The organism is Leisingera sp. MMG026 (assembly GCF_021654205.1).
Classification (GTDB): Bacteria; Pseudomonadota; Alphaproteobacteria; order Rhodobacterales; family Rhodobacteraceae; genus Leisingera.
This window is the reverse complement of the sequence record NZ_JAKFZM010000012.1, coordinates 1-22,940: the sequence shown is the minus strand read 5'-3', so window position 1 is coordinate 22,940 and position 22,940 is coordinate 1. Positions and strand designations below refer to the sequence as shown.

General features: G+C 62.4%; 21 protein-coding genes, 1 tRNA gene and 2 pseudogenes. 12 read left to right on the top strand and 12 right to left on the bottom strand.

Annotated elements, in window-relative coordinates:
• Positions 1–90 precede the first annotated feature (90 nt).
• The 6 genes and pseudogenes from L1069_RS08455 to L1069_RS08430 form a co-directional block, all read left to right on the top strand.
• Positions 91–738 carry a TetR family transcriptional regulator C-terminal domain-containing protein gene (locus tag L1069_RS08455; RefSeq protein ID WP_237455362.1) on the top strand — a complete coding sequence of 216 codons (648 nt, stop codon included), beginning with the start codon at positions 91–93 and terminating at the stop codon, positions 736–738.
• On the top strand, positions 735–1,919 hold the full coding sequence (locus tag L1069_RS08450; protein WP_237455361.1) for a pyridoxal phosphate-dependent aminotransferase: 1,185 nt from the start codon (positions 735–737) through the stop codon (positions 1,917–1,919). Before L1069_RS08455 ends, L1069_RS08450 begins: the two co-directional genes overlap by 4 nt.
• Positions 1,916–3,520, top strand: coding sequence for a 5-guanidino-2-oxopentanoate decarboxylase (locus L1069_RS08445; protein WP_237455360.1), 1,605 nt, complete (start codon positions 1,916–1,918; stop codon positions 3,518–3,520). The genes L1069_RS08450 and L1069_RS08445 overlap by 4 nt, the downstream gene beginning before the upstream one ends.
• A gap of 5 nt (positions 3,521–3,525) precedes the next feature.
• Positions 3,526–4,308, top strand: coding sequence for an arginine deiminase family protein (locus tag L1069_RS08440; RefSeq protein WP_237455359.1), 783 nt, complete (start codon positions 3,526–3,528; stop codon positions 4,306–4,308).
• 61 nt (positions 4,309–4,369) lie between these two features.
• On the top strand, positions 4,370–4,669 hold the full coding sequence (locus L1069_RS08435) for a DUF927 domain-containing protein (protein WP_237455358.1): 300 nt from the start codon (positions 4,370–4,372) through the stop codon (positions 4,667–4,669).
• A gap of 563 nt (positions 4,670–5,232) precedes the next feature.
• Positions 5,233–6,194 (top strand): annotated as a pseudogene (locus L1069_RS08430) (IS5 family transposase); the annotation flags it as partial.
• Positions 6,195–6,500: 306 nt separating this feature from the next.
• Here the strand turns inward: L1069_RS08430 and L1069_RS08425 are convergent.
• A tRNA-Ser gene (locus L1069_RS08425) sits at positions 6,501–6,590 on the bottom strand.
• A 758-nt stretch (positions 6,591–7,348) separates the two neighbouring features.
• On the opposite strand from L1069_RS08425, the pseudogene L1069_RS08420 reads away from it, so the two are divergent.
• Positions 7,349–8,318 (top strand): annotated as a pseudogene (locus L1069_RS08420) (tyrosine-type recombinase/integrase).
• A 96-nt stretch (positions 8,319–8,414) separates the two neighbouring features.
• On the opposite strand, the gene L1069_RS08415 reads toward L1069_RS08420, so the two are convergent.
• The 7 genes from L1069_RS08415 to L1069_RS08385 form a co-directional block, all read right to left on the bottom strand.
• Positions 8,415–9,335 (bottom strand): nucleoside hydrolase, encoded by a 921-nt coding sequence (locus tag L1069_RS08415; protein WP_237455356.1) that lies wholly within the window; start codon positions 9,333–9,335, stop codon positions 8,415–8,417.
• Between the two features lie 16 nt (positions 9,336–9,351).
• The gene (gene pth / locus L1069_RS08410) at positions 9,352–10,029 is read right to left on the bottom strand and encodes an aminoacyl-tRNA hydrolase (RefSeq protein WP_237455355.1); all 678 of its coding nucleotides are present in this window, start codon (positions 10,027–10,029) and stop codon (positions 9,352–9,354) included.
• 75 nt (positions 10,030–10,104) lie between these two features.
• Positions 10,105–11,346, bottom strand: coding sequence for an FAD-dependent oxidoreductase (locus L1069_RS08405; RefSeq protein ID WP_237455354.1), 1,242 nt, complete (start codon positions 11,344–11,346; stop codon positions 10,105–10,107).
• 138 nt (positions 11,347–11,484) lie between these two features.
• Positions 11,485–12,120 (bottom strand): 50S ribosomal protein L25/general stress protein Ctc, encoded by a 636-nt coding sequence (locus tag L1069_RS08400; protein ID WP_237455353.1) that lies wholly within the window; start codon positions 12,118–12,120, stop codon positions 11,485–11,487.
• A 127-nt stretch (positions 12,121–12,247) separates the two neighbouring features.
• Positions 12,248–13,414 carry an L-lactate dehydrogenase gene (locus L1069_RS08395; protein WP_237455352.1) on the bottom strand — a complete coding sequence of 389 codons (1,167 nt, stop codon included), beginning with the start codon at positions 13,412–13,414 and terminating at the stop codon, positions 12,248–12,250.
• Between the two features lie 140 nt (positions 13,415–13,554).
• The gene (trpA, locus tag L1069_RS08390; RefSeq protein WP_237455351.1) at positions 13,555–14,346 is read right to left on the bottom strand and encodes a tryptophan synthase subunit alpha; all 792 of its coding nucleotides are present in this window, start codon (positions 14,344–14,346) and stop codon (positions 13,555–13,557) included.
• 93 nt (positions 14,347–14,439) lie between these two features.
• Positions 14,440–14,937, bottom strand: a complete 498-nt coding sequence (locus L1069_RS08385; protein WP_129371939.1) for an acyloxyacyl hydrolase — start codon at positions 14,935–14,937, stop codon at positions 14,440–14,442.
• Positions 14,938–15,143: 206 nt separating this feature from the next.
• On the opposite strand from L1069_RS08385, the gene ychF reads away from it, so the two are divergent.
• The 3 genes from ychF (at position 15,144) to L1069_RS08370 (ending at position 17,266) form a co-directional block, all read left to right on the top strand.
• Positions 15,144–16,241, top strand: a complete 1,098-nt coding sequence (gene ychF, locus L1069_RS08380) for a redox-regulated ATPase YchF (RefSeq protein ID WP_129371940.1) — start codon at positions 15,144–15,146, stop codon at positions 16,239–16,241.
• Positions 16,242–16,415: 174 nt separating this feature from the next.
• The gene (locus tag L1069_RS08375; RefSeq protein WP_237455350.1) at positions 16,416–16,793 is read left to right on the top strand and encodes a DUF2237 domain-containing protein; all 378 of its coding nucleotides are present in this window, start codon (positions 16,416–16,418) and stop codon (positions 16,791–16,793) included.
• A gap of 152 nt (positions 16,794–16,945) precedes the next feature.
• The gene (locus tag L1069_RS08370; RefSeq protein WP_129371942.1) at positions 16,946–17,266 is read left to right on the top strand and encodes an antibiotic biosynthesis monooxygenase; all 321 of its coding nucleotides are present in this window, start codon (positions 16,946–16,948) and stop codon (positions 17,264–17,266) included.
• A gap of 56 nt (positions 17,267–17,322) precedes the next feature.
• Here L1069_RS08370 and trpB read toward each other — a convergent pair whose 3' ends face one another.
• From trpB to ihfB, 4 genes are all read right to left on the bottom strand, one after another.
• A complete protein-coding gene (gene trpB / locus L1069_RS08365) occupies positions 17,323–18,582 on the bottom strand; it encodes a tryptophan synthase subunit beta (RefSeq protein ID WP_237455349.1) in 1,260 nt (419 codons plus the stop codon).
• A gap of 458 nt (positions 18,583–19,040) precedes the next feature.
• A complete protein-coding gene (locus L1069_RS08360; protein WP_237455348.1) occupies positions 19,041–19,694 on the bottom strand; it encodes a phosphoribosylanthranilate isomerase in 654 nt (217 codons plus the stop codon).
• 7 nt (positions 19,695–19,701) lie between these two features.
• A complete protein-coding gene (locus L1069_RS08355; protein ID WP_129371945.1) occupies positions 19,702–20,052 on the bottom strand; it encodes a LapA family protein in 351 nt (116 codons plus the stop codon).
• Positions 20,052–20,336: an integration host factor subunit beta gene (gene ihfB, locus L1069_RS08350; protein WP_129371946.1), complete on the bottom strand. Its 285-nt coding sequence runs from the start codon at positions 20,334–20,336 to the stop codon at positions 20,052–20,054. The genes L1069_RS08355 and ihfB overlap by 1 nt, the downstream gene beginning before the upstream one ends.
• Before the next feature lie 622 nt (positions 20,337–20,958).
• Here ihfB and L1069_RS08345 point away from each other — a divergent pair.
• Complete coding sequence (locus L1069_RS08345; protein WP_237455347.1) at positions 20,959–22,332, top strand: ammonium transporter; 1,374 nt, start codon at positions 20,959–20,961, stop codon at positions 22,330–22,332.
• Between the two features lie 113 nt (positions 22,333–22,445).
• Positions 22,446–22,643, top strand: coding sequence for a hypothetical protein (locus tag L1069_RS08340; protein WP_237455346.1), 198 nt, complete (start codon positions 22,446–22,448; stop codon positions 22,641–22,643).
• Positions 22,644–22,940 lie beyond the last annotated feature (297 nt).

The window sequence follows — 22,940 nt, the reverse complement described above, 5'->3', positions numbered from 1 at the left end:
TCTTCCCGAATTTTCCGATTGCAGTAAGCCGCGACTCGCGTAATTATGCAAGCGTATAATTTCTATGCCAGGCAAATAACAGGAGCTGAGGTGACCGACGAGCGCCGCAAATTCAAACGCGAATCCGCCGAATCCCGGAAGGAAGCGCTGATTCTGGCCACACTGGAGCTGGTGGCGGAAAACGGCGTGCGCGGGGCTACGGTGCGGGGCATTGCCGAGCGCGCCGACGTAACCCAGGGGCTGATCCGGCATTATTTCAGCTCCAAGGAAGAGCTGATCACCGCCGCCTACGAACACCACATGACGGCCATGACCGACCAGACCTTTGCCCCGGCTGCCGGCACCGAAGGCACGGCACTGGCCCGGCTCACTGCCTTGGTGAATGCCTCGCTGACGCCGCCGGTGGTGGACCCGCGCGCCATCGCTCTTTGGGCCAGCTTCCTCAACAAGGTACAGCAGGATCCGCAGATGAAGGCGACGCACGAACGCACCTATGCCTATTTCCGCGACCAGCTGGAGGCGCTGATCACCGTAGCGCTCGAGGAAGCCGGCCGCCCGGCCCCGCCCGCACGGCTGCGCCAGCTGGCGATTGCCTGCAACGCGCTGATCGACGGGCTGTGGCTGGAGGGCGGTGCCTTGCCCGATGCTTTTGCACCGGAGGAACTGGCAGAAATCGGGCGGCAATCCATTGCCGCAATGACAGGACTTGATTTGGAACAAGGGGCGGGAACGTCATGAAGCTGACAGCAATCACCGAGCGGCTCGCCGGATTGGGCGGTGGCAAATGGGAGGTGCACCTAAAGGCGCGCCAACTGGCCGAAGCCGGTGCCGATCTGGTTGAGATGACCATCGGCGAGCCTGACGTGCCCACCCCGCCGGACCTGATCCAGACCGCCGCGCAGGCAATGCAGGCCGGCCGCACCGGCTATTCCGACGGGCGAGGCGAAGCCCGCCTGCGCGCCGCGCTGGCCGATGCCTATACTGCCAGCCGCGGGCGTCATTTCGGGCCGGAGAACATCCTCTGCTTCCCCGGCACCCAGACTGCGCTTTATGCGGTGCTGCAGGGCGTTGCGGAAACCGGCACCGAGGTGCTGGTGGGCGACCCGATGTATGCGACATACGAGGGTGTGATCCGCGCCTCCGGTGCGGACATGGTACCTGTGCCGCTGCGGCCTGAGGCCGGGTTCCGGATGCAGGCCAGCGACATCGCCGCGCGCATCACACCCCGCAGCCGCGCGATCCTGCTGACCACCCCGCACAACCCGACCGGCGCCATCCTGACCGCGGAAGACCTGCGTGAAATCGGCGCGCTGGCGATCAAGCATGACCTCTGGATCATCTCTGACGAGGTCTACGAGCATCTGATTTTCGAGGGCGCAGAGTTCATCTCGCCGCTCTCTGATCCTGCCCTGGCGGACCGGGTGATCGCGGTCTCATCGATCTCCAAATCCCACGCCGCACCGGGCTTTCGCAGCGGCTGGTGCGCCGGGCCTGCGGCCTTCTGCACCGCGCTGCTGCCAGTGTCGGAAACCATGCTGTTCGGCAATCAGCCCTTTATTGCTGACATGACTGAAAAAGCCGTGCGCGATGGCTCCGCGGTCGCCCCTGGCATGGCCGCCCGTTTTGCTGCCCGTGCCGACCTGCTGGTCCAGCGCTTGCACAGCGAGACAGAATTGCGCGTCCAACGTCCCGAAGCCGGCATGTTTGCCCTTATCGACGTCTCGGCCACTGGCCTGGACGGTGATGCCTACGCTTGGGATCTTTTGGACAGCGGCGTCGCCGTGATGCCCGGCTCCGCCTTTGGCGGCAGCCTTAAAAACTGGGTGCGCGTCGCGCTTACAATTGACGACAGCAGCTTTGCCACCGCCCTGGACCGGATCACCGCCCACGCAAACCGCAAGGCAAGGAGCGTCGCATGACCGCAAAAACAGTTGGTGAGGCTCTGATCGCAGGGTTGCAGAAACGCGGGGTTTCCTGCGTGTTCGGGATCCCTGGCGTCCACACGGTTGAGCTTTACCGCGGGCTGGCAGATTCCGGCATCCGCCACATCACCCCCCGCCACGAACAGGGCGCAGGCTTCATGGCCGACGGTTACGCCCGCGTCAGCGGCCAGCCGGGCGTCGCCTTTGTGATCACCGGCCCCGGCCTCACCAACACGCTGACCCCGATGGCCCAGGCGCGGGCGGATTCGGTGCCGATGCTGGTGGTCTCGGGCGTCAACGCCAGCGGCACCCTCGGCATGGGTCTCGGCCACCTGCACGAGCTGCCGGACCAGCACGCCCTGGCCAAAACCGTGGCTTTGGCATCGGAACACGTGGCGCACCCTGCCGGATTGGAGACAGCGCTGGATCACGCTTTTGCCCCCTTCTCCGCCGGCCGCCCCGGCCCCACGCACATACAGGTCCCGCTGGACGTCGCAGGCGCCGCATCCGACGACGGCGCAAATGCACTGCCCCCGCCCCCGCCGCAGCTGGACCCGGACCTGATCACCAAGGCCGCAAACCGGCTATCCGCGGCAGCAAATGTTGTAATCCTGGCCGGCGGCGGCATGAAGACGGCGGGTGCAGGCCTCCAAGCCCTGGCCGAACGCCTGGACGCCCCCGTCGTGCAAACCGTAAACGCCCGCGGCCTGATGCACGGCCACCCGCTGACCGTTCCAGCCAGCCCTAGCCTGCAAGCCACCCGCGCCCTGATCGGGGACGCCGATTGCGTGCTGGCCCTGGGAACCGAATTGGGACCAACCGACTATGACATGTACGCCACCGGCAGCATGCCCCGGATGGCAGGGCTGATCCGGGTTGATATCTGCCCTGCACAGCTGGCCCGGCATGAAACCGCGCTGGCCATCACGGGCCGCGCAGAAGACGCCGCCGCGGCACTTCTCTCCGCCCTGCCCGGACCAGCGAAACAAGGCCAGGGCGCTGAACGTGCGCAACACGCCCGCGCCGCTGCCTATGAGGAAATCGGACCGGACTACCGCCGCCAGGTCGAGGTGCTGAACGCCATGCGCGCCGCAGTTCCCGGCTCATTGATGGTCGGCGATTCCACCCAGCCGATCTATGCCGGCAACCTCTACTACGACCACGACCGCCCCGGCGGCTGGTTCAATGCCGCCACCGGATACGGCGCGCTTGGCTTTGGCATCCCCGCTGCGATCGGCGCCGCCATCGCCGCACCGGACACACCAGTGATCTGCATTGCCGGCGACGGCGGCGCGCAATTCTCGCTGCCAGAGATCATGGCAGCAGTGGACGAGGACCTGCCCATCACCTTTGTCCTCTGGAACAATCGCGGTTACGGCGAAATCGCCGCCTCAATGAAGGCCGTGGACGTCCCCGTGGTTGGCTGCGACCCGACCCCGCCGGATTTTGAGGCCGCGGCCAAATCTTTTGGCATCCCCTTCACCCGCGTGCCCATGGACCCGCAAACCATAGCCGCCGCACTCCGCGAGGCCAGCACCCGCGGCGCCCCCTCCCTACTTGAAATCGACATTGCCGGATCCGTTCCGGAACAGGAGTAACCCCCATGCGAAACCCCACATTTGAGTTCACCCGCGCCATCACCCGCCGCCCCGCCGCCTCCATTGCAAATGGACTGCGCGCCGAGGACATCGGCAACCCGGATCTGGACAGCATGCTGGCTGCCCATTCGGCCTATGTCGCGGCCCTGCGCAGCACCGGCGCCGAGGTGATCGAACTGGATCCGCTGGACGCATTCCCCGACGCGCAGTTTGTCGAGGACACCGCCCTGTGCCTGCCTCAGGGTGCCATCCTGATGCGCCCCGGCGCACCGTCGCGGCTGGGTGAAGTGGCTGAAATGGCCCCGGCCCTGCGCGGCTGCTACGGCGACATCCGCGAAATCAAAGGCCCCGGCCATATCGAAGGCGGCGACATCCTGGTAACCGGCACCGAAATCCTGGTTGGCCGCTCCGACCGCACCGACGCCGCAGGTGTAGCCGAACTTGCTGAAATCGCCGCCGGTTGGGGCCATACACTGCGCGAAGTCTTCACTCCGGAAGGCGTCTTGCACTTCAAGACCGATTGTTCGCTGATGGATGCCGAGACAATCCTGTCGACCAAGCGCCTCGACGCCTCCGGCTGCTTCAAAGGCTACCGTGTGCTGCATGTGGCCGAGGGTGAGGAAGCGGCTGCAAATGCCATCAGGTTCAACAATCTGGTGCTGATGGCAGCAGGTTTCCCGCGCACTGCAGACATGCTCGACAAGGCGGGCTACCAGGTTGTTGAAATCGACAACAGCGACTGTGCCAAACTGGACGGCGGCATGTCCTGCCTGTCCCTGCGGTTCTGACCCCGGCAGCAAAGGCCCTGGGCCCTTCCGTGCAGCGGCGGCAACCAACGCTGCGCGGATCATGGACGTTGCGACCAGGCTTGGCTGGCATGGTAATAGCTTTGCATTGCAGCAAAAAAATCTGCGGCCGGATCAGTCTAAGACCGACCTCATGATCGACATGAGCGTGCGGCAGCACTTCTTGGCACAGTCGGGAAAATTAGAGGAATGGCGCGAACTCGCCTGTTACGCCGAAAGTAACAGCCGTGCATGTTTTGCTATCAGTGCAGCGCTTGCCCCCCCTTGCTGCGGCTTCTGGATCGCCAAGGTGGCGGATTTCACCTCTTTAGGCAAAGCTCGCGCGGCAAGACTACATTTCTGATGCTGGCCGGGTCTGTGTGGGGCGGCGGCGGCACCGAAGGGTTTGTTCGCAATTGGCGCATGACGGAAAACGGAGCCGAGGCGACATTGGCCGATCACAGCGATCTGCTCTTGCCACTTGATGAGATGACGGCTGCAACGCCAGATCTGATCAGCTCGGTGAACTACTTGTTTGCTAATGGCCATGGGAAAAGCCGCGCACGTCGCGACGGATCTGCGCGCGCAGCACTGCAAACGCGGATCATCGCTCTATCATCAGAAGAGCAGGCAACCGCCCATCAACCTGGCACCGGCCGCAGTGGGACTCGCATGACAGGCGGTCAAGCCGTGCGAACTCAAGATCGGGCTCTGGTTTCTGGTTCGCCAACGCATAGTACTCACGCAGGGTAGTGTGCTTGGCCTGGCTCCGTTCCCTGCCGCGCTCCAGCCCGAACCGCTCCGAGACCAACTCGGCAAAGTCAGTTTGGATCTGCCGCAAAGTTTCTTTGCCGCCGATGAAGCTCTGCTGCATAAATCCGGTGACGGATTCATCTTCTGAAACCAGCGTGTTAGCTAGGATGTAAGAACAGACCCACACCCTCGACCTACAGGACCAGGAACTGGCCAGCCTACAATGAAGCACTCAAGCGCCGTGGCGCGCTGACGATCTGATTCGACCCCGGGATGAGCTGGGATGCCGTGCCGGCAGGCAGGCGCGGCCGCCAGCAGACCTACAGCGATGCTGCCATCCAGACCCGCCTGACGATGAAGCTGCTGTTCGGCATGGCGCTCCGGCAGGCGACCGGGTTCGTCGAGAGCCTGTTGCGGCTGGCCGGTCTCTACTGGACGGTGCCAGACTTCAGCACCCTGTCCCGCCGCCGGAAGAGCCTGGCCGTGAACATCCCCTATCGCGGCTCCAAGGGGCCGCTGCACCTGCTGATCCCCTCTCGTGACATCACTGCGTGATGCACTGCCGGGCAGCGGACAGCACCGGGGTCAAAGTTGAAGGTGAAGGCGAATGGCACGCCCGCAAACCCCCTCTCGCACATGCCATGCATGTGCTGCCGGGCAGCGGGCGGCCCCAAGCGCCGATCCTGCCTGACCTTCCCGACCAAATCCCCGACGAACAGGAGATCGGTAGCGTCACGGCAGATGGCGCCTGCGGTACGCGCAAGTGCCATGATGTGATCGCCGAGCGCGGCGCTGCTGCGGTCATTCCGCCCCGCAAGAACGCGAAGCCGTGGAAGACTATCACTGCCGGAGCCGGAGCTCGCAACGAAGCCCTGCGCGCATCCAAATACCTCGGCCGAGCCCTTTGGCGGCGATGGAGCGGATACCACCGCCGAAGCCGCGTCGAGATATGAGCCGGGCCAGAAAACGATCCGGGGAATCGTTTTCCCGGCGATTGGATGCACTGCATGAAATTGTTGGGCCAGCGGCTCGTGGCACGGGACTTCGACCGTCAGGCCGCCGAGGTCCAGATCCGCATCGCCGTCCTGAACGGCTACACCGCGCTCGGCATACCGGTCACGGAAGCTGCAGGATAAGTCCGTCCGGGGAAGGGGTAACCACGCACATCACACAATTTGTGCAACAGAGCCCCTGATGGATCAACTACGAGATAAAGCCCATTGCCATCACCGTGACGCCCTGGACCAAGTGTTCGGACCAAGTTCTTGGTGAGCTTTCCAGAGGTACAAGCCATCGAAAGCACCACATTTTATACCACGATGTGAACAGAAGCCGATCAAATCGAAGAAAAACGAAAAAAGCAACGACCGCAAATCACTACGCTCGTCCAGGGACTTACAGTCGTAAATCGCCGCCCATTGCATATCAATGAAATTGGTAGGTGGCGGAGACGAAGGGATTCGAACCCTCGAGACCCTTCCGGGCCTACTCCCTTAGCAGGGGAGCGCCTTCGACCACTCGGCCACGTCTCCGCTGACCCGTATATTTGCCAGAGCTTAGAGAAACAAGGCGTTTTTTCAAATTTTTACTGTGTCAGAAGAACAGGGAGATTCCCCCTGTTTTCCGGGAACTTTTACGGAACTGCACGTGATTCACGTGCAAAATCCGCGCAGGAATGTTCACATAATGTTCACGACAACCGGCCTGGAATTGATTCCCCCGCTCCAGCCGTAATGAGGCCGCAAAGGCGAGTGCTGCCATGCAGTCATGGATGAAGGGCTCGCGATCCTAGACGCCGCGTTGATGGGCATCGGCGAGCGCGGTGACCTCATCACGCTTCACCTCGGCTGTTTTACCACATGCAAGAACGGATGCTGTTTTCGCTTTGAGGCGGCGTGAAATCTTACGCCGTTGCAGCAAATTCGGTCTGGGCTAACTGCCGTCATGCGGCGGCACAGCACCGAGAGACCAGTGCCAACCTTCCCCAGGCCAACTTTGATCTGCTCAATCCAGCCCGAGGCGGCCATAGACCGAAGACCCTGGGCCAACGATGCTGCGCGTGCGAAACTTCCGGGTCACTTCCCCGCAAGCGCCCCCTCGGCAGGGCTAAACTGCCTCATATGGTGCTGCGGGACGCACCGGGGGCAGCGGAGCGCAGGAGGACTAAGCCGCTCCTCGGCATTTGCGCTCATGGCCACGGGCGTGCGTCGCCCAAAACGAGGCACATTTGGCTGGCTTAGCAAGCTGCCTGACGACTGGGGCCTTCTCAATCATCAGACAGGAGGCTCCCATGACAAAGGAGAGAATGACCCGGCTGCGCCAGCGGATGATCAAAGACATGAACATCCGCTGGCGGAGAAGACCCAAAAGGCCGATATCCGTAACGTGAAGCACTTCGCGGCCTTTCTTGGCCGATCACCCGATACGGCGACACCCGAGGAGCTGCGGTCGTATCAGTTGAAGATGACTGAAGACGGGGTATCAGCCAGCACCTTCTATGTTCGGATCATTTCCTTGCGGTTCTTCTTCGGTGTGACCTGCGGGCGCGAAGAGATGAAGCGCTTCATGCAGTTCCACAGCAAGCCCCGCAAACTGCACGTGGTGCTCTGCGTCGAGGAGGTGGCCGACCTGTTGGCCGCGGTTCCCGGCCCCGGGCTCAGGTATCGTGCCGCCCTTGGCATCAGCTACGGAGCCGGTCTGCGCGCCTCCGAGGTATGCAACCTCAAGCTCACGGACATCGACAGCGACCGTATGCTGATCCATGTCGATGATGGAAAGGGCCGGCAGGATCGTGGGGCGATGCTGTCGCCCAACCTGCTTGCGTTGCTGCGCGACTACTGGCGCGTGTCCCGTCAGGAGGGATGGCTCTTTCCGGGAAAGCCGAAGATCAATCCACTGTCACCACGACAGTTGAACCGGGCGTTCACTTCGGCCAAGCACATGGCGGGCATCAATAAGGCGGCAACGCTGCACACGCTCCGCCACAGCTTTGCGACGCATCTGCTGGAGGCCAACACCCCCTCTCGGCAGCATCCTGAGGATGCGCCTGCCGGGCAGCGGATGTCCGGGTCATCCAGGTGTTGCTCGGCCATGCCAAGCTGAGCACCACGGCACGCTACACGCAGTTAGCCACAAAGACGATCTGCAGCACAGTCAGGCGAAGACGGTTGCTGAAGGCTTCGATACAGGCATTGTCCGCAGGTCTTCCTAGGCGAGGGAAATCCCAGCTCGGCCTTGTTCAGGTATCCGCTCATCTCTAAATCGTTTCTTCGGCATCGGTACATTCCCTCTCCTGCCAGAAATGTACCCAAAAGTCCGCTCACACTCCGGACCGGTTTCACGGGTCCGGTCCCGGCCTAGGGCAACAGCGCCAGGCGCCGCAGAAACAGTGATTTCACCGCATCCGCCTCCACCGTCATGCAGACCTTGACTGGCGCCCGTCCGCTGTCCGGTGCTGCCAGGGTCGCGCCGGAGGTTTCGCCCTCGCAGGACACCTCAAGCGGCACGTCGCGCATTGCGAACAGGTCCGGATGGGTGCAGGCAATCACCGCCGCCGGGTCGTGCAGCGAACAGCCGTTGAGGCCCGCAACCTCTCTGTAGAACTTGATATAGAAATGCGACATCTGTTGCAGCATGCCGCCCAGGTCGGGCGATTTGGCGGCGATGGCGGCAAAATCCTCCGGCCGGCACAGGATCCGGTGGGTAACATCCAGACCCACAAAGACCACCTTGGCGCCGCCCTGGCAGACCACGTCCGCCGCATGCGGGTCGTGATAGATATTGGCCTCGGCGTGGGGCGTGATATTGCCGCCCTCTTCCAGCGAACCGCCCATCACCACGATGGATTTGACGTTCCCGATGAACTCCGGATCGCGCTGCATTGCCAGCGCAATGTTCGTCAGCGGTCCGATCGGGCAGACCACCAGTTCGCCCCTGTGCTCGCGCGCCATGCGGCACAGGAAATCCGCAGCCTCCTCGTTCAGCGCCCGGTCCTTTGGCTCGGCGGCGGGGATATCGCCAAAGCCCTCCTCGCCATGCACATAGGCCGAGGGTTTGAACGGCGGCAGCACCAGCGGCGTGGCGGCGCCGCCGGCCACCGGTACATCCAGCCCGGCGGCCTCCAGCAGGCGCAATGCATTGCGGGTGGCAGTGGCCGTCGTGACATTGCCAAAGATCGTGGTCAGCCCCAGCAGATCAATATCCGGCGCCGCGGCAGCATAAAAGATCGCCATCGCATCGTCGATGCCCGGATCGGTGTCGATAATCAGTTTCACCATCTGTTTGCCTCCCGGCTTACTTGAACTTGTCCATCAGCTTTTCCATCGCTGAGCGGGTGTCGGGCGCAGGCTCCTCCCGGGAGGGTTTTTCCGCCTCCGCCTTGGGCTTGGTGGTTGAGCTGCGCGGCGGCGCCACGCGCAGCGCAACTGCATTCATGAACTTGCCGCCGTCGCCCCTGGCCAGGTCCGCCGCGCCGTCCGAGATGCCGCGCATCACATCGTCCAGCCAGCCCTCATCCGCTTTGGGGAAGTCACGCAGCACATAGCCTGCCACCGCGTCCTTGTGGCCCGGATGGCCAATCCCCAGCCGCACCCGCGCATAGTCCGCGCCGATATGGGAATGGATCGAGCGCAGACCGTTGTGGCCGGCATGACCGCCGCCCTGTTTCATGCGCGCCTTGCCCGGCGCCAGGTCCAGCTCGTCATGCAGCACAACCACATCAGCCGGCGTCAGCTTGTAAAACCGCATCGCCTCGCCCACCGACTGGCCAGAGAGATTCATGAAGGTCTGCGGCTTCAAGAGCAGCACTTTTTCGCCACCCAGATTGCCCTCGCAGATCAGCGCCTGGAACTTGGACTTCCAGGGGCTGAACCGGTGATCACCGGCAATATTGTCCAGCGCCATAAACCCGATGTTGTGGCGGTTGCGCTCGTATTTCGGGCCGGGATTGCCAAGGCCGACAAAGAGTTTCATGGGCGGAGCTCAATCTGCGTTTCAAGGAAGCCGATTGATGCCCTATTTGGGCTGCGGAATCCAGTGCCGCCGGCTTCAGGCATAGGACCGGTCTGCCGCAAAGGGCGCCAGATCCACATTGGGCTGCCGCCCCTCCGCCAGATCGGCAATCAGCCGCCCGGTGATACCGCCCAGGGTCAGGCCGATGTGCTGATGGCCAAAGGCATACAGCACCCGCTCCGACTGGGGGCTGCGGCCAATCACCGGCAGCGAGTCGGGCATCGTCGGGCGGTAGCCCAGCCACTCGCTGTCCGGTTCCGGCAATGCGCCCAGCATCTCTGCGCCCTTGCGGGCGATATAGGCCAGGCGGCGCTTGTTCGCAGGGGCGTCCAGCGCGGCGATCTCCACTGTTCCTGTCAGCCGCAAACCGTTCGCGTGCGGCACCGCGTAAAACCCGGCCTCGCCCCAGCCGACGGGCCGGGTCACCCGGTGCGCCTCGTCCCTGAACATCACATGATAGCCGCGCTCGGTGCCAAGCGGCAGTTTCTGCGTGCCCGTGCCCTCGATCCGGCGGGAGAAGGCGCCGCAGGCAATCACCGCATGGCCAGCGGTGAGGCTCTGCCCCTCTGCCTGCAACTCCACCCCGCAGGCTGAGGGCCTCACGGCCTCAACCGCCGCCGTCAATGCTGAACCGCCCAGCTCAGTGAAGGCCCGGTGCATCCGGGTGATGAATTCCTGCGGATCACGCAAGTGCCGTGCGGCGTGAAAATGCACCGCGCGTTTGACTGGCAGATGCAGGCCCGGCTCCATCTCAAGCGCTTCATCCGGTCCGACCTCCCGCCAGGGCACGCCCAGCGCCCGGCGGCGCTCCAGCCCTGATGTGGCGGCCTTCCCGGCCTTCCCGGTGGACCAGACCGACAGCTGGCCGCGCGCCACCACCAGATCGCCGGCGCCTGCGGCCTCGATCAGCGGGTTTATTCCGGCATCGGCATGGGACAGCAGATCCGCCAGGTGGTCCGCTATCCGGTGCGAAGGTGCGGCGCGGCAATTGGCCAGAAACGACAGCATCCAGCGCGGATTGCGCAGCGCATGGGCATAAGACAGCGACAGCGGGCTGTCCTTGGAAAACATCAGGCCGGGCAGCGACGTCAGCACCGACGGGTCATTCACCGGCAGGCAGGCATAAGTCGCCAAGGTGCAGGCATTGCCGTAACTGGTGCCGGATCCGGGCGGCTCCGGGTCCATCAGCAGCACCCTGTGCCCGCGCATCTGCGCCCACAGCGCGCAGCTCATCCCCACCGCGCCTGCGCCCGCTATGGCAATGTCAAAATCCGCCATGCCCGTCCCTCCCCTGTCCTCAGGCGGAAATGGGGCAGCGGCGCAGGGAAAAGTCAATCACTCGCCTGCAGGACCGGCAAACAAAAAACGGGCCCCCGCAAAGGGAGCCCGCCAACCTTACCCCAATGGGCGCGTTTTTTATTCTTCGGCAGCCACTGCTTCGGCTTCGCCTTCTTCGCCTTCTTCGTCATCCGATGCGGTCAGGCCGCCCGGGGATGCGATGTTGGCGATCACGAAGTCGCGGTCGATGGTCGGCTTGGCGCCGACCGGCAGCTCGATCGACGAGATGGTGACAACGTCGCCGATGTTCAGGCCTGCCAGATCGACAACCAGCTTCTCGGGGATGTCGCCGGCGGTCACGACCAGCTCAACCTCGGGGCGGGTCACGTTCAGCATGCCGCCTTTTTTGACGCCGGGTGCTTCGTCCTCGTTGATGAACTCAACCGGGATGTACAGGTTGACTTTCGAGGTGCGGCGCAGACGCATCAGGTCGAGGTGGGTCGGCAGGTCCTTCACCACATCACGCTGAACGTCGCGGCAGATCACGCGCACGTCGTCCTGGCCTTCCACTTTCAGGTTCCACAGAGTGGACTTGAACTGGCCGGCTTTCAGCTTTTTCAGCAGAACGTTGAACGGGATCTGGATCGCAACGGGATCCACGTCACCACCGTAAACAACGCCCGGTACCATGCCTGCGCGGCGCGCAGCGCGAGCGGCGCCCTTGCCCGTCCCCGCACGTACTTCGGCGACGAGATCAGGAATCTCTTTTGCCATGTCAATTCTCCAATGTATCTAGGGCGGAGTGCCTCCAAGGCTGTCACCCCGCGTGAAGCCGTGCCTATAGACCGCTTGCGGCAATTTGGGAAGGGGCAAAGCCCCCCTGCCCGGTTCCGGGGCCGCGTTATTCCTGCCAGCGCCCGCCGAAATCCTGCGGCACCAGCAGATTATGGCGCCCCAAGCCGTCAACCGAACGTTCGCCGCACAGTGCCATGGTGGTGTCCAGCTCCTTGCGAATCACCTCCAGCGCCTCGGCAACACCCTTTTGGCCCCTTGCCCCCAGGCCGTAAACAAAGGCACGGCCGATCATGGTGCCGGTGGCCCCCAGCGCCAGTGCCTTCAGCACGTCCTGGCCAGAGCGGATGCCGCTGTCCAGATGCACCTCGACGTCACTGCCCACAGCATCCATGATTTCCGGCAGCATCCGGATCGAACTCAGCGCGCCGTCCAGCTGCCGCCCGCCGTGGTTAGACACCACGATGGCGTCGGCGCCCAGTTTGGCGGCCATCCTCGCGTCCTCAGCGTCAAGGACCCCCTTCAGGATCACCTTGCCGCCCCACATTTCCATCAGCTTTTCGACCTTGCCCCAGTCCAGCGCCGGGTCAAACTGCTCGGCCGTCCAGGCGCCCAGCTGCGAGGTGTCCGAAACGCCGTGCACATGGCCGACGATATTGCCGAAGTTGCGCCGCTTGGCACCCAGCATCTGCAACCCCCAGGTCCATTTCGTCATCAGGTTGGCGATGGTCGCGGGGGTCAGCTTGGGCGGCGCCGACAGCCCGTTCTTCAGATCCTTATGGCGCTGGCCCAGGATCTGCAGATCCAGCGTGATCACCAGCGCCGAGCATTTGGCATCCTTGGCCCGCTGGATCAGGCGGCGGATATAGTCCTCGTCCTTCATCGTGTAGAGCTGGAACCAGAATGGCTTGGAGGTCGCTTCCGACACTTCCTCGATCGAGTTGATCGACATGGTGGACAGGGTGAACGGCACCCCGAACGCCTCGGCGGCCCGCGCCGCCTTGATCTCGCCATCGGCGTGCTGCATCCCCATCAGCCCCACCGGTGCCAGCGCCACCGGCATCGCCACATCCTGACCGATCATTTGGGCCGCGGTTGTCCGCCCCGTCATGTCCACCGCCACCCGCTGGCGCAGGCGGATCTGCTCGAAGTCCGAGGTATTCTCGCGGAAGGTCTGTTCGGTCCAGCTGCCGCTTTCGGCATAGTCGAAAAACATCCGCGGCACACGGCGTTCATAGATGCGCTTCAGGTCGTTGATATTTGTGATCACCGGCACCGGACTCTCTCCCGCTTTCATTTGGTAAGGTTTTCTTACCAATTCATCAAAGCAAAGGCAACGCCGCGATTGCCGCACCCCGGAAACGCAAAAACCGCACCCGAGGGTGCGGTTTTTACAGTCAATTTGCGCTTTGAAACTCAGCCCTTGTGGGCGCCATCCGCCAGCGATTTCACAAATGCCAGCACCTCATCCGGCGACTTGCCTGCGCCGATCTGGCTGACAATGGCGCTGCCCACCACGGCGCCGTCCGAGATTGAGGCGATGTTCTGCGCCTTCTGGGGCGTGTTGATGCCAAAGCCCACGATAATCGGCAGATCGGTGGCCGCCTTGATGCGGGCAACCTCGGGGCCGACGTCGGTAGCCTCGGCCTCTGCCGCGCCGGTGATGCCGGTGATCGAGACGTAATAGACAAAGCCCGAAGTGTTCTGCAGCACCTTGGGCAGGCGCGCGTCATCGGTGGTCGGGGTCGCCAGACGGATAAAGTTCAGCCCCGCTTTTTGCGCCGGGATGCACAGCTCGTCATCTTCTTCCGGCGGCAGGTCCACCACGATCAGACCGTCAATGCCGGCCGCCTTGGCGTCCTTCAGGAAAGCTTCGACGCCACGGTTATAAATCGGGTTGTAATAGCCCATCAGCACGATCGGGGTGGTGTCATCGGTTTTGCGGAAATCTGCCGCCAGCTGCAGCGTCTTCTCCAGCGTCATACCGCCGTCCAGCGCGCGTTGGCCTGCCAGCTGGATTGTCGGCCCGTCAGCCATCGGATCGGTGAACGGCAGGCCCAGCTCAATAATGTCCACACCGGCGCCCGGCAGCCCTTTGACCACTTCCAGCGAGGTGTCATAGTCGGGGTCGCCCGCCATCACATAGGTGACAAAGGCTTTCTTTCCGGCGGCTTTCAGGTCGGCGAATTTGGCATCAATGCGGGTCATGGGCGGGCCTTTTATTCAGGTTTCCGCCATGGTGTGCCGAATGTTGCGCGGGAAATCAATCCCGGGCCGCGCGCAGGCCCGGGAATGCACTTGTTAGCGGTTCAGCGGAATATGCCAGCGCAGCGTCAGCGAATTCACGCCCGGGTTCTGATCCGCGGTCGAGGCGTTGGATTTGTGGCTAAGCGCCAGCGACACCGCCTTGCCATTGTGAAACCGCTTGCCAACCGCCAGCAGGCTGCGGATTTCAAAGGTCGAGCCCAGATCATTGCCCAGCGAGCTTTCGTGATAAGCGCCCGGCATCACGCTGGTCTCAATGAACCAGTTGTTGTTCAGGTCAACCACGCCGCTGATGCCGACGCCGGCAAATACATCGCCGGTCTCCTGTACCTCCAGCGCGGCGCCGAACCGCGCCGACAGCAGCCGCCCCTCGTGGAACGGCGCGTGCAGATACTCCACCGCAAACAGCGCGCTGTCTTCGGAACCCGCACGGGAATAATTGGAATAGCCCAGCCCCAGCGTCATTTCCTGGGCGGCGGCAGGCATGGCTGCGGCAGCACAAAACGCGGCCGCCAGCAAAGCTGTCTGTTTCATTTCTAGCCCCTCGCAGAATTATTTTCTTTGCACCAAGATATTTTAATTTGCTGCTTTTCCTAGTCACCTCACGAAAAAGCAATATGAGGGATTACTGTGCGGCCCCGCACAGAGAGCGATTGTGGCACATATGCCAGCCATCCTTGCCTTGCGTGCAGGCCCAATGCTGCCTAGAAGCAGCTCCCAAGTGGTATCAGGAGGCCGGTATGGGCTTTAAGATGGGAATCGTCGGCCTGCCCAACGTGGGTAAATCGACGCTGTTCAATGCGCTCACCAAAACCGCCTCGGCGCAGGCGGCCAATTTTCCGTTCTGCACGATTGAACCCAATGTGGGTGAGGTCGGTGTGCCGGACGCGCGTCTGGACAAGCTGGCGGCGATTGCCGGCTCCAAGCAGATCATCCCGACCCGGATGACATTTGTCGACATCGCCGGCCTGGTCAAAGGCGCGTCGCAGGGCGAAGGCCTGGGCAACCAGTTCCTGGCCAACATCCGTGAAACCGACGCAATTGCCCATGTGCTGCGCTGTTTTGAAGACGGCGACGTGACCCATGTGGAGGGCCGCGTCGACCCCGTCGCGGACGCCGAGGTGATCGAGACAGAGCTGATGCTGTCGGACCTTGAAAGCATCGAGAAGCGCCGCGCCAATCTGGTTCGCAAGCTGAAGGGCAACGACAAGGAGGCTTTGCAGCAGGACCGGCTGCTGGCCGCCGCGCAAGCGATGCTGGAAGACGGCAAGCCCGCCCGCCTGGTCGAGGTTGACGCCGATGACGCCAAGGCCTGGAAGATGCTGCAGCTTTTGACCACCAAGCCGGTGCTCTATGTCTGCAACGTGGGCGAGTCGGAATCGGTCGAAGGCAACGCGCATTCCGCCAAAGTGGCCGAAATGGCCGCGGCGCAGGGCAATTCCCATGTGATCATCTCGGCCCAGATCGAGGAAGAGATCAGCCAGCTGGACGCCGACGAAGCCCAGATGTTCCTGGAGGAAATGGGCCTGGCCGAGGCCGGTCTCGACCGATTGATCCGCGCAGGTTACGAGCTGCTGCACCTGGAGACGTATTTCACTGTCGGCCCCAAGGAAGCCCGCGCCTGGACCATCCGCACCGGCACCGCAGCGCCGCAAGCGGCCGGCGTGATCCATGGCGATTTCGAGAAGGGTTTCATCCGCGCCGAGACCATCGCCTATGACGAATTCATCGCCTGCAATGGCGAGCAAGGCGCCAAGGAAGCCGGCAAGATGCGGGCGGAAGGCAAAAGCTACGTCGTCAAAGACGGCGATGTTCTGCACTTCCTGTTCAGCAAGTAACCCGGGGATTGCAGCCTGATTTTCAACCGCCCGCCAGGCAAGCCTGGCGGGCGGTTTGCGTTTTGCAGCCAGTTGCGGCAATCCTGTGTAAACTTGGCATTTCAAGCCGGAACCTACGGGACCGGCGGCGCAAACGCGCTATCCTTAACCCTGAACGCGCCAAGGACGGGCCTCATGGAAAAAGACGACAGCATCAATGTTCTGGGCGGCCCGCTGGCGCCTTGCTCCACTGCGCCGGTGACCGGATTTTTCCGCGATGGGCATTGCAATACCTGCGCCGAGGATCAGGGCAGCCATACAGTTTGCGTGGTGATGACCGCGGAATTCCTGGCGTTCAGCAAATACGTCGGCAATGACCTGTCGACCCCGCGGGCCGAGTTCGGCTTTGCCGGCCTGCAGCCCGGCGACCGCTGGTGCCTGTGCGCGGCCCGGTTCCTGCAGGCAGCGGATGAGGGCTGCGCACCCAAGGTGCATCTTGAGGCCACCCATCAGCGAGCACTCGAGATTGTGCCGCTCAGCATTCTGCAAAGCTATGCCGCCGATCCGGCCTGAACCGGCCCGGCTTGCTGGATTGACCTGCCCGATTGCCCTCCCGGATTGACCGGCAGCGGGAAATACCGTTATTGCATCGTCAAGCCAGCCCGCCGGACCCTCGCCTGCGCCAGCCTCCCTGCATTTCACCACACCGACAAGGAGGCTCCTGCATGAGCTACATCGCCATGAACCGCTTCAAGATCCGCCCGGGCCGTGAAGCCGATTTTGAGACCATCTGGAAACAGCGGGAAAGCCGCTTGAAAGAGCTGAAGGGGTTCCGCGAATTCCGTCTGCTGAAAGGCCCGGAAGGCAAGGATCACCTTCTCTATTCCAGCCATGTGATCTGGGACAGCCGCGAAGATTTTGAGGCCTGGACCAAATCCGAACAGTTCCGCGCTGCGCACCGCGATGCAGGCAAGCGCGAAGGCGAAAGCCCGATCCTGGGGCATCCGCAGTTCGAAGGCTTCGAAACCGTCCTGCATGAGGCCTGAGCTAAACTGAAAAAGGCGCCCTGCGGGGCGCCTTCTGTGTTACCGGGATGTTGCCGTTACTCCTCGAAGCTGCGGCCTTCTTCGGTGTCGGACATATCGAAGCCCAGATGCTTGGCAACGGTGAACACGTCCTTGTCGCCGCGGCCGCACATGTTCATCACAATGATGTGGTCCGACGGCAGCTTGGGTGCGATCTTCATCACATGGGCCAGCGCGTGGCTGGGCTCCAGCGCCGGGATGATGCCTTCGGTGCGGCAACTGACCTGGAAGGCTTCCAGCGCTTCCTTGTCGGTGATCGAGACATATTCAGCGCGCCCGGTTTCATGCAGCCAGGAATGTTCGGGGCCGATGCCCGGATAATCCAGACCGGCGGAAATCGAATAACCTTCCTGAATTTGCCCGTCCTCATCCTGCAGCAGATAGGTGCGGTTGCCATGCAGCACACCGGGGCGTCCGCCAGTCAGCGATGCGCAATGCTGGATCCGGTCATCCACACCCTTGCCGCCGGCCTCAACCCCGATGATTTTCACCGAGGGGTCATCAAGGAACGGGTGAAACAGGCCGATGGCGTTAGAGCCGCCGCCGATTGCGGCGATCACGGTGTCCGGCAGGCGGCCTTCGCCTTCCTGCTCGGCCAGCTGCCAGCGGACTTCTTTGCCGATGATCGACTGGAAATCGCGCACCATCGCCGGATACGGGTGCGGACCTGCCGCGGTGCCGATGCAATAGAAGGTATCGCGCACATTGGTCACCCAGTCGCGCAGCGCGTCATTCATCGCGTCCTTCAGGGTGCCGCGGCCCGAGGTGACCGGGATCACTTCAGCACCCAAAAGGCGCATGCGGAACACGTTCGGCGCCTGGCGTTTCACATCATGGGCGCCCATGTAGACGATGCACTTAAGGCCGAACTTAGCGCAGACGGTGGCGGTGGCCACCCCGTGCTGGCCTGCACCTGTCTCGGCAATGATCCGGGTCTTGCCCATACGGCGTGCCAACAGGATCTGGCCCAGCACGTTGTTCACCTTATGCGCACCGGTGTGGTTCAGCTCGTCACGCTTCATATAGATCTTGGCGCCGCCCAGTTCGGTGCTCAGACGCTCGGCGTGGTAGAGCGGGCTGGGACGGCCGACGTAATGCGTCCACAGATCCTTCATCTCCGCCCAAAAGGCAGGGTCGTCCTTGGCCCGGTTGTATTCAGCCTCAAGACTCAGGATCAGCGGCATCAGGGTTTCCGAGACAAACCGCCCGCCAAAGATGCCAAAACGCCCCTGTTCATCCGGACCGTTCATGAAGCTGTTGAAAAGATCGTCGGCCATGGTTCTTCCCTCTCTCGCAGCGCCCGCAATGACTATAGCGCGCCGCTGCCTTGGTAAAGAGGGGTTGAAGCAAGCAGGCACATCCGGCGAAGGCCGATGCCCTGCCGGAATGGCAGTCTGCTGCTGCTTGCTGGCGGTCCTGAAAATCCAGAGGATACGCCTGCGTGCTAAACGTTGGCTCTGCACGATCCAAATGAATGAGGCCCTGCTTCTAGGTGCCGGAAGTTTCAGGTCCAGCGTGACCGCAATCAGGGGAGAGCATGGCAGAACGGGTTTAAGTCGGCGTGAGGGCCGCGTACGCCGGCTGCGCAACACCCGGATGGCATACCAGGCAGGCACGGTCGCGAAGTGAGTATTTTTGGAAAGATGAAGACATGGGACGATGCATCTTCATCTTTCTCCAAATACTCAAATCCCGCCTGCTGCCGCATTTGCATCGGCTGCTGCGGCGCGGGGCTTCAGCCGCGGGCAGCGTGCGCTGCCCGGGTGAAAACTTCGATTAGCGCGGCGTCTTTCTGTCCCGGCGCGTTTTCAACACCGGAGGAGACATCGACCTGACGCGCACCGGTCATGCGGATCGCCTCGGCGACATTGTGCGGGGTCAGGCCGCCGGCCAGCATCCAGGGTTTCTGCCAGTACTTGCGGCCCGCCAGCAGCCGCCAGTCAAAGGCCAGACCATTGCCACCGGGCAGCGTGGCTTCCTTGGGTGGTTTGGCGTCGATCAAGAGCTGATCGGCCACCTGTTCATAAAGCGCAATCTGCGGCAGGTCGGCGGCATCGGCGATGCCCACTGCCTTCATCACCGGCAGGCCGTAGCGGGCGCGCACCTCGGCCACCCTCTGCGGGCTTTCTTTGCCATGGAGCTGCAACATATCCAGCGGCACCGCGGCTGTGATCGCATCAAGCTCTGCATCTGCGGCGTTAACTGTCAGCGCCACCTTGCACAGACCGGCGGGGGCCTCGACAGCCAAAGCTGCGGCCTGTTCGATGCTGACGTGGCGCGGGGATTTGGGAAAAAACACAAAACCGGCATAAGCCGCCCCTGCCCCGGCAACGGCCGCAACATCCTGCAGCGCGCTGAGGCCGCAGATCTTGACCCGGATCTCTGTCATGGCGGTGTCAGCCTGCGTCTTCCAAAAGCGCCAGAACTTCGTCTTTGCCTTCGTTCTTCTGCTTTTTCAGCTTGCTCACTTCGCGGTTCAGCCTGCGCGCCTCGCGCGTCTTCTGCGCGGCTTCGCTGCGGTGCTTATGCTCGCGCAGCCATTCCCACAGGAAGCCGATCACCAGCCCGGCGCCAACCCCGCCCAGCACCACCGCAAACAGCGGCAGCGCAATGGTGAAGTTGAAACCAAAAAGCTCGCCCAGTGCCGAGGGCATCAGTTTCAGCTCAACAAAAGACCGGTTGGCAAGGGCAACCGACACCAGCACAATGGCCAGAGACCCCAGAACCGCGTAGCGAATGTAACGCATCAGGCTTTCCCGTTCAGGCGGTCCCTCAAGAGCTTACCAGTCTTGAAGAACGGCACATGTTTTTCATCGACATGGACCGTTTCACCGGTGCGGGGATTGCGACCGGTCCGCGAGTCCCGCTTTTTGACCGAAAAGGCGCCAAAGCCGCGCAGCTCAACCCGGTCGCCGCGGGACATCGCATCGGTCACTTCCTCGAACACCGTGTTCACGATCCTCTCCACATCCCGCTGATACAGGTGCGGGTTTTCGTCTGCAATCATCTGAATCAACTCAGAGCGGATCATGTTCAATTTCCTCCCAGGCTGCCGGTATGTTCTGGCTATTATTTTGAGAGTATAGGAAAAATTCTTGCGTGGGGGAACAAAATGCCGCCGGTCCGGCAGCTTAATCGGCGGGAGTTCACCGGGTTTTCCGCCTCCAGGCTGCCATTTCGGGGCTGCAAGCTGCCGCCGCAGTGCAGCAATCCCCGTTGCTAGGCGCGCTGCGGCGACTTGATTCGGAGCGGCAAACAGCCCCCGGATCACACAGCCCCCCCCCGCCCCCCACTGCGGTGCGCCGGCCACAGCGGCGTGATTTTTCCCTGCCGCCAAATCTGCTGAGACCGGTTGATTCCGCCGCCAAGGGCGGCCCAAGCCGAAACCATTCACTTAACCGGCAGCGCAGGATGCGGCATGCAGCCGCCGCATACGCCGCAAATGAAACTTTATTTCCACAAGGTAAAATAATTTGTTGTAAAGCGCCCTGGATCCGCCATCCTTTCCGTGAACCAGGCGTGTCAGAGAACCTGACCCGCCCGGTGCGTTTCGAACCGGCATGCTCGGCCCATTGGCGGCAGCATAGGCCGGCCTGTCAAAGCTGGTGGCAAACAACCGGCGGGAAGACAAACCAACTTGGAGAAAACTGGAAATGCCATTGGACGTGAGCACGATACACGCTCAGCAAGTTACGCTGAATTCACTGGTGCAGAATATTCTGTACGCTTCTGGGATCGTCGGAGCCATTCTGGTCGTCGTCGGCCTGCTGCTGATCGACGCAGGCACTGCCCGGCGCAGGAATCTGTTCAACTCGACGATAGAAAAGACACTGGGATTCTTCCTGGGGTTTGCGACCTACTATATCATCGGTTTTGGCCTGTGGGCCGGGCAGTATTACATCATGGAAGGCGCGACCATGATGGACTCCATCAAGGATTGGTGGCTGGGCGGCGCCCTGACCAATGCGATGGCGCATCATACGGATCCGGGGACCTTTCCGGGGCTGAACACCTTCCAGATCTTCATCTTTTTCCTAGCGGTGTTTGCCGGCATCATCAACATTCTGCTTCATTTCGCGGTGTCGGAACGGATGAAGGCCTCGGCCTATTTCATCACCTGCATTGTGGCCACGGTGGTGTCCTCAGCCCTCAGCTGGGCGACCTGGGGGTCGGTCGGGCCGCTGACCAATGCGGGCTTCCACGACTTCTTTGGTGTGGGTTTCGTGTATCTGTTCCCGGCCGGAATGGCGCTGGTATTCACCCCCAAGCTGGGCGCGCGCCCCGGCATGATGGCGCCGCACCCGCGGATCTCGGCCTATCTGGCACCGAGCATCGGGTTGTGCGCTCCGGGCCTTCTGCTGATCTTTGCCGGCCTGCCGATGGTGATCCTGTCCTGCCTGTTCTTCTTTGATCCCGAAGCGCTGGCCATCAGCATCACCATGGCCGACACCAGCGTCGGCATCGCAATCAACAATTACGCGTTGGTCTGGGCCGGCGGCGCAGTGACCGGCTTGCTGATCGCCTATGCCACCGGCAAATACGCCTATACCCTGCTGGGTCCGCTGGCGGGCTATGTCGCCGGCGCGTCCGGGTTCGACGTCTACCTGCCCTGGCAGGCGTTCATTGTCGGGCTTGTGGCGCCCTTTGCGGCCTATGCGGTTTATGAGTTCACGCTGAAGCGCGGCATCGACGAGCACAAGCTGTTCCCGCTGTTCCTGGGCTGCGGCACTCTGGGCATGGTGATGCTGGGCCTGTTCAAGGCCGGCACCCCGCGCGGCGGCTACTTCGGGGTTGAGGAAGGCGCCTATGCGTTCCAGCACGGGGAAATTTCGCTGGTGATGCAGCTGGCGGGCACGGCTGTCTGCATCGGCACCGGTGTTGTCACTGCGCTGGTTCTGTCCTTCATCCTGGAGCGGACCGTGGGGCTGCGGGTGCCGGAGGACGACCAGATCGACGGGCTGGACGGCAAGAACTGGGACCTGGAGCCGGATGTGGTCACTCACGCGGACAGCCTGCAGCGCGCCTGATCGCGCCGGGAGCGAGAGAGAGGCCCTGGCGGAAGCCGGGGCCTTTTACGTTCGCAACCCTGATACGGCGGGAATCGGCTATAGTCACTCTCATCAACAAAGAGGAGACCGCCATGCTGTACCCGCTTGCCTCGCTTGAGGCCGACAAACTGGACGCGATCAAGAGTCTGGAAAAGGACATCGGCAGCCCTGTGGTGGCGCTGGCGGGTGTCGAGGCAAACACCGCCTCCCTGCCCGAAGACCAGCTGAAGAAACTGCAGGAGCTGGAATCGGAACTGGGCGTCGTGCTGGTGGCCGTTAGACCGAACTAACGGGCGCAGCGGACAGGCACGGCACTGGCCCGGACGCGGATGAAACGCCGGCCGCTGCGGTGGCTGCGGTGCGGCACAATGAGGAAACCACTCTCGCGGTATTGGCGCTTGGGGCAGGCGTTTTGCATTGATCTGACCGCTGTGCATTTGCGAATGGGCGCGTCTGTCTGACGATTGGGACCTTCTCAATTTGATGACAGGAAGTTCTCGTGACCGGTCAATATTTTCCCAAACTGCGCCAGCGTTTTGCCGAAGACATGCAAATCAAGGGGCTGCAGCCGAAGACGCAAACGATGC

Coding starts and splice junctions, on each gene's coding strand:
- L1069_RS08450 (WP_237455361.1), top strand. CDS start 735: ATGAAGCTGACAGCAATCACCGAGCGGCTCGCCGGATTGGGCGGTGGC.
- L1069_RS08445 (WP_237455360.1), top strand. CDS start 1,916: ATGACCGCAAAAACAGTTGGTGAGGCTCTGATCGCAGGGTTGCAGAAA.
- L1069_RS08440 (WP_237455359.1), top strand. CDS start 3,526: ATGCGAAACCCCACATTTGAGTTCACCCGCGCCATCACCCGCCGCCCC.
- L1069_RS08435 (WP_237455358.1), top strand. CDS start 4,370: ATGGACGTTGCGACCAGGCTTGGCTGGCATGGTAATAGCTTTGCATTG.
- L1069_RS08415 (WP_237455356.1), bottom strand. CDS start 9,335: ATGGTGAAACTGATTATCGACACCGATCCGGGCATCGACGATGCGATG.
- pth (WP_237455355.1), bottom strand. CDS start 10,029: ATGAAACTCTTTGTCGGCCTTGGCAATCCCGGCCCGAAATACGAGCGC.
- L1069_RS08405 (WP_237455354.1), bottom strand. CDS start 11,346: ATGGCGGATTTTGACATTGCCATAGCGGGCGCAGGCGCGGTGGGGATG.
- L1069_RS08400 (WP_237455353.1), bottom strand. CDS start 12,120: ATGGCAAAAGAGATTCCTGATCTCGTCGCCGAAGTACGTGCGGGGACG.
- trpA (WP_237455351.1), bottom strand. CDS start 14,346: ATGACCCGCATTGATGCCAAATTCGCCGACCTGAAAGCCGCCGGAAAG.
- L1069_RS08385 (WP_129371939.1), bottom strand. CDS start 14,937: ATGAAACAGACAGCTTTGCTGGCGGCCGCGTTTTGTGCTGCCGCAGCC.
- ychF (WP_129371940.1), top strand. CDS start 15,144: ATGGGCTTTAAGATGGGAATCGTCGGCCTGCCCAACGTGGGTAAATCG.
- L1069_RS08375 (WP_237455350.1), top strand. CDS start 16,416: ATGGAAAAAGACGACAGCATCAATGTTCTGGGCGGCCCGCTGGCGCCT.
- L1069_RS08370 (WP_129371942.1), top strand. CDS start 16,946: ATGAGCTACATCGCCATGAACCGCTTCAAGATCCGCCCGGGCCGTGAA.
- trpB (WP_237455349.1), bottom strand. CDS start 18,582: ATGGCCGACGATCTTTTCAACAGCTTCATGAACGGTCCGGATGAACAG.
- L1069_RS08360 (WP_237455348.1), bottom strand. CDS start 19,694: ATGACAGAGATCCGGGTCAAGATCTGCGGCCTCAGCGCGCTGCAGGAT.
- L1069_RS08355 (WP_129371945.1), bottom strand. CDS start 20,052: ATGCGTTACATTCGCTACGCGGTTCTGGGGTCTCTGGCCATTGTGCTG.
- ihfB (WP_129371946.1), bottom strand. CDS start 20,336: ATGATCCGCTCTGAGTTGATTCAGATGATTGCAGACGAAAACCCGCAC.
- L1069_RS08345 (WP_237455347.1), top strand. CDS start 20,959: ATGCCATTGGACGTGAGCACGATACACGCTCAGCAAGTTACGCTGAAT.
- L1069_RS08340 (WP_237455346.1), top strand. CDS start 22,446: ATGCTGTACCCGCTTGCCTCGCTTGAGGCCGACAAACTGGACGCGATC.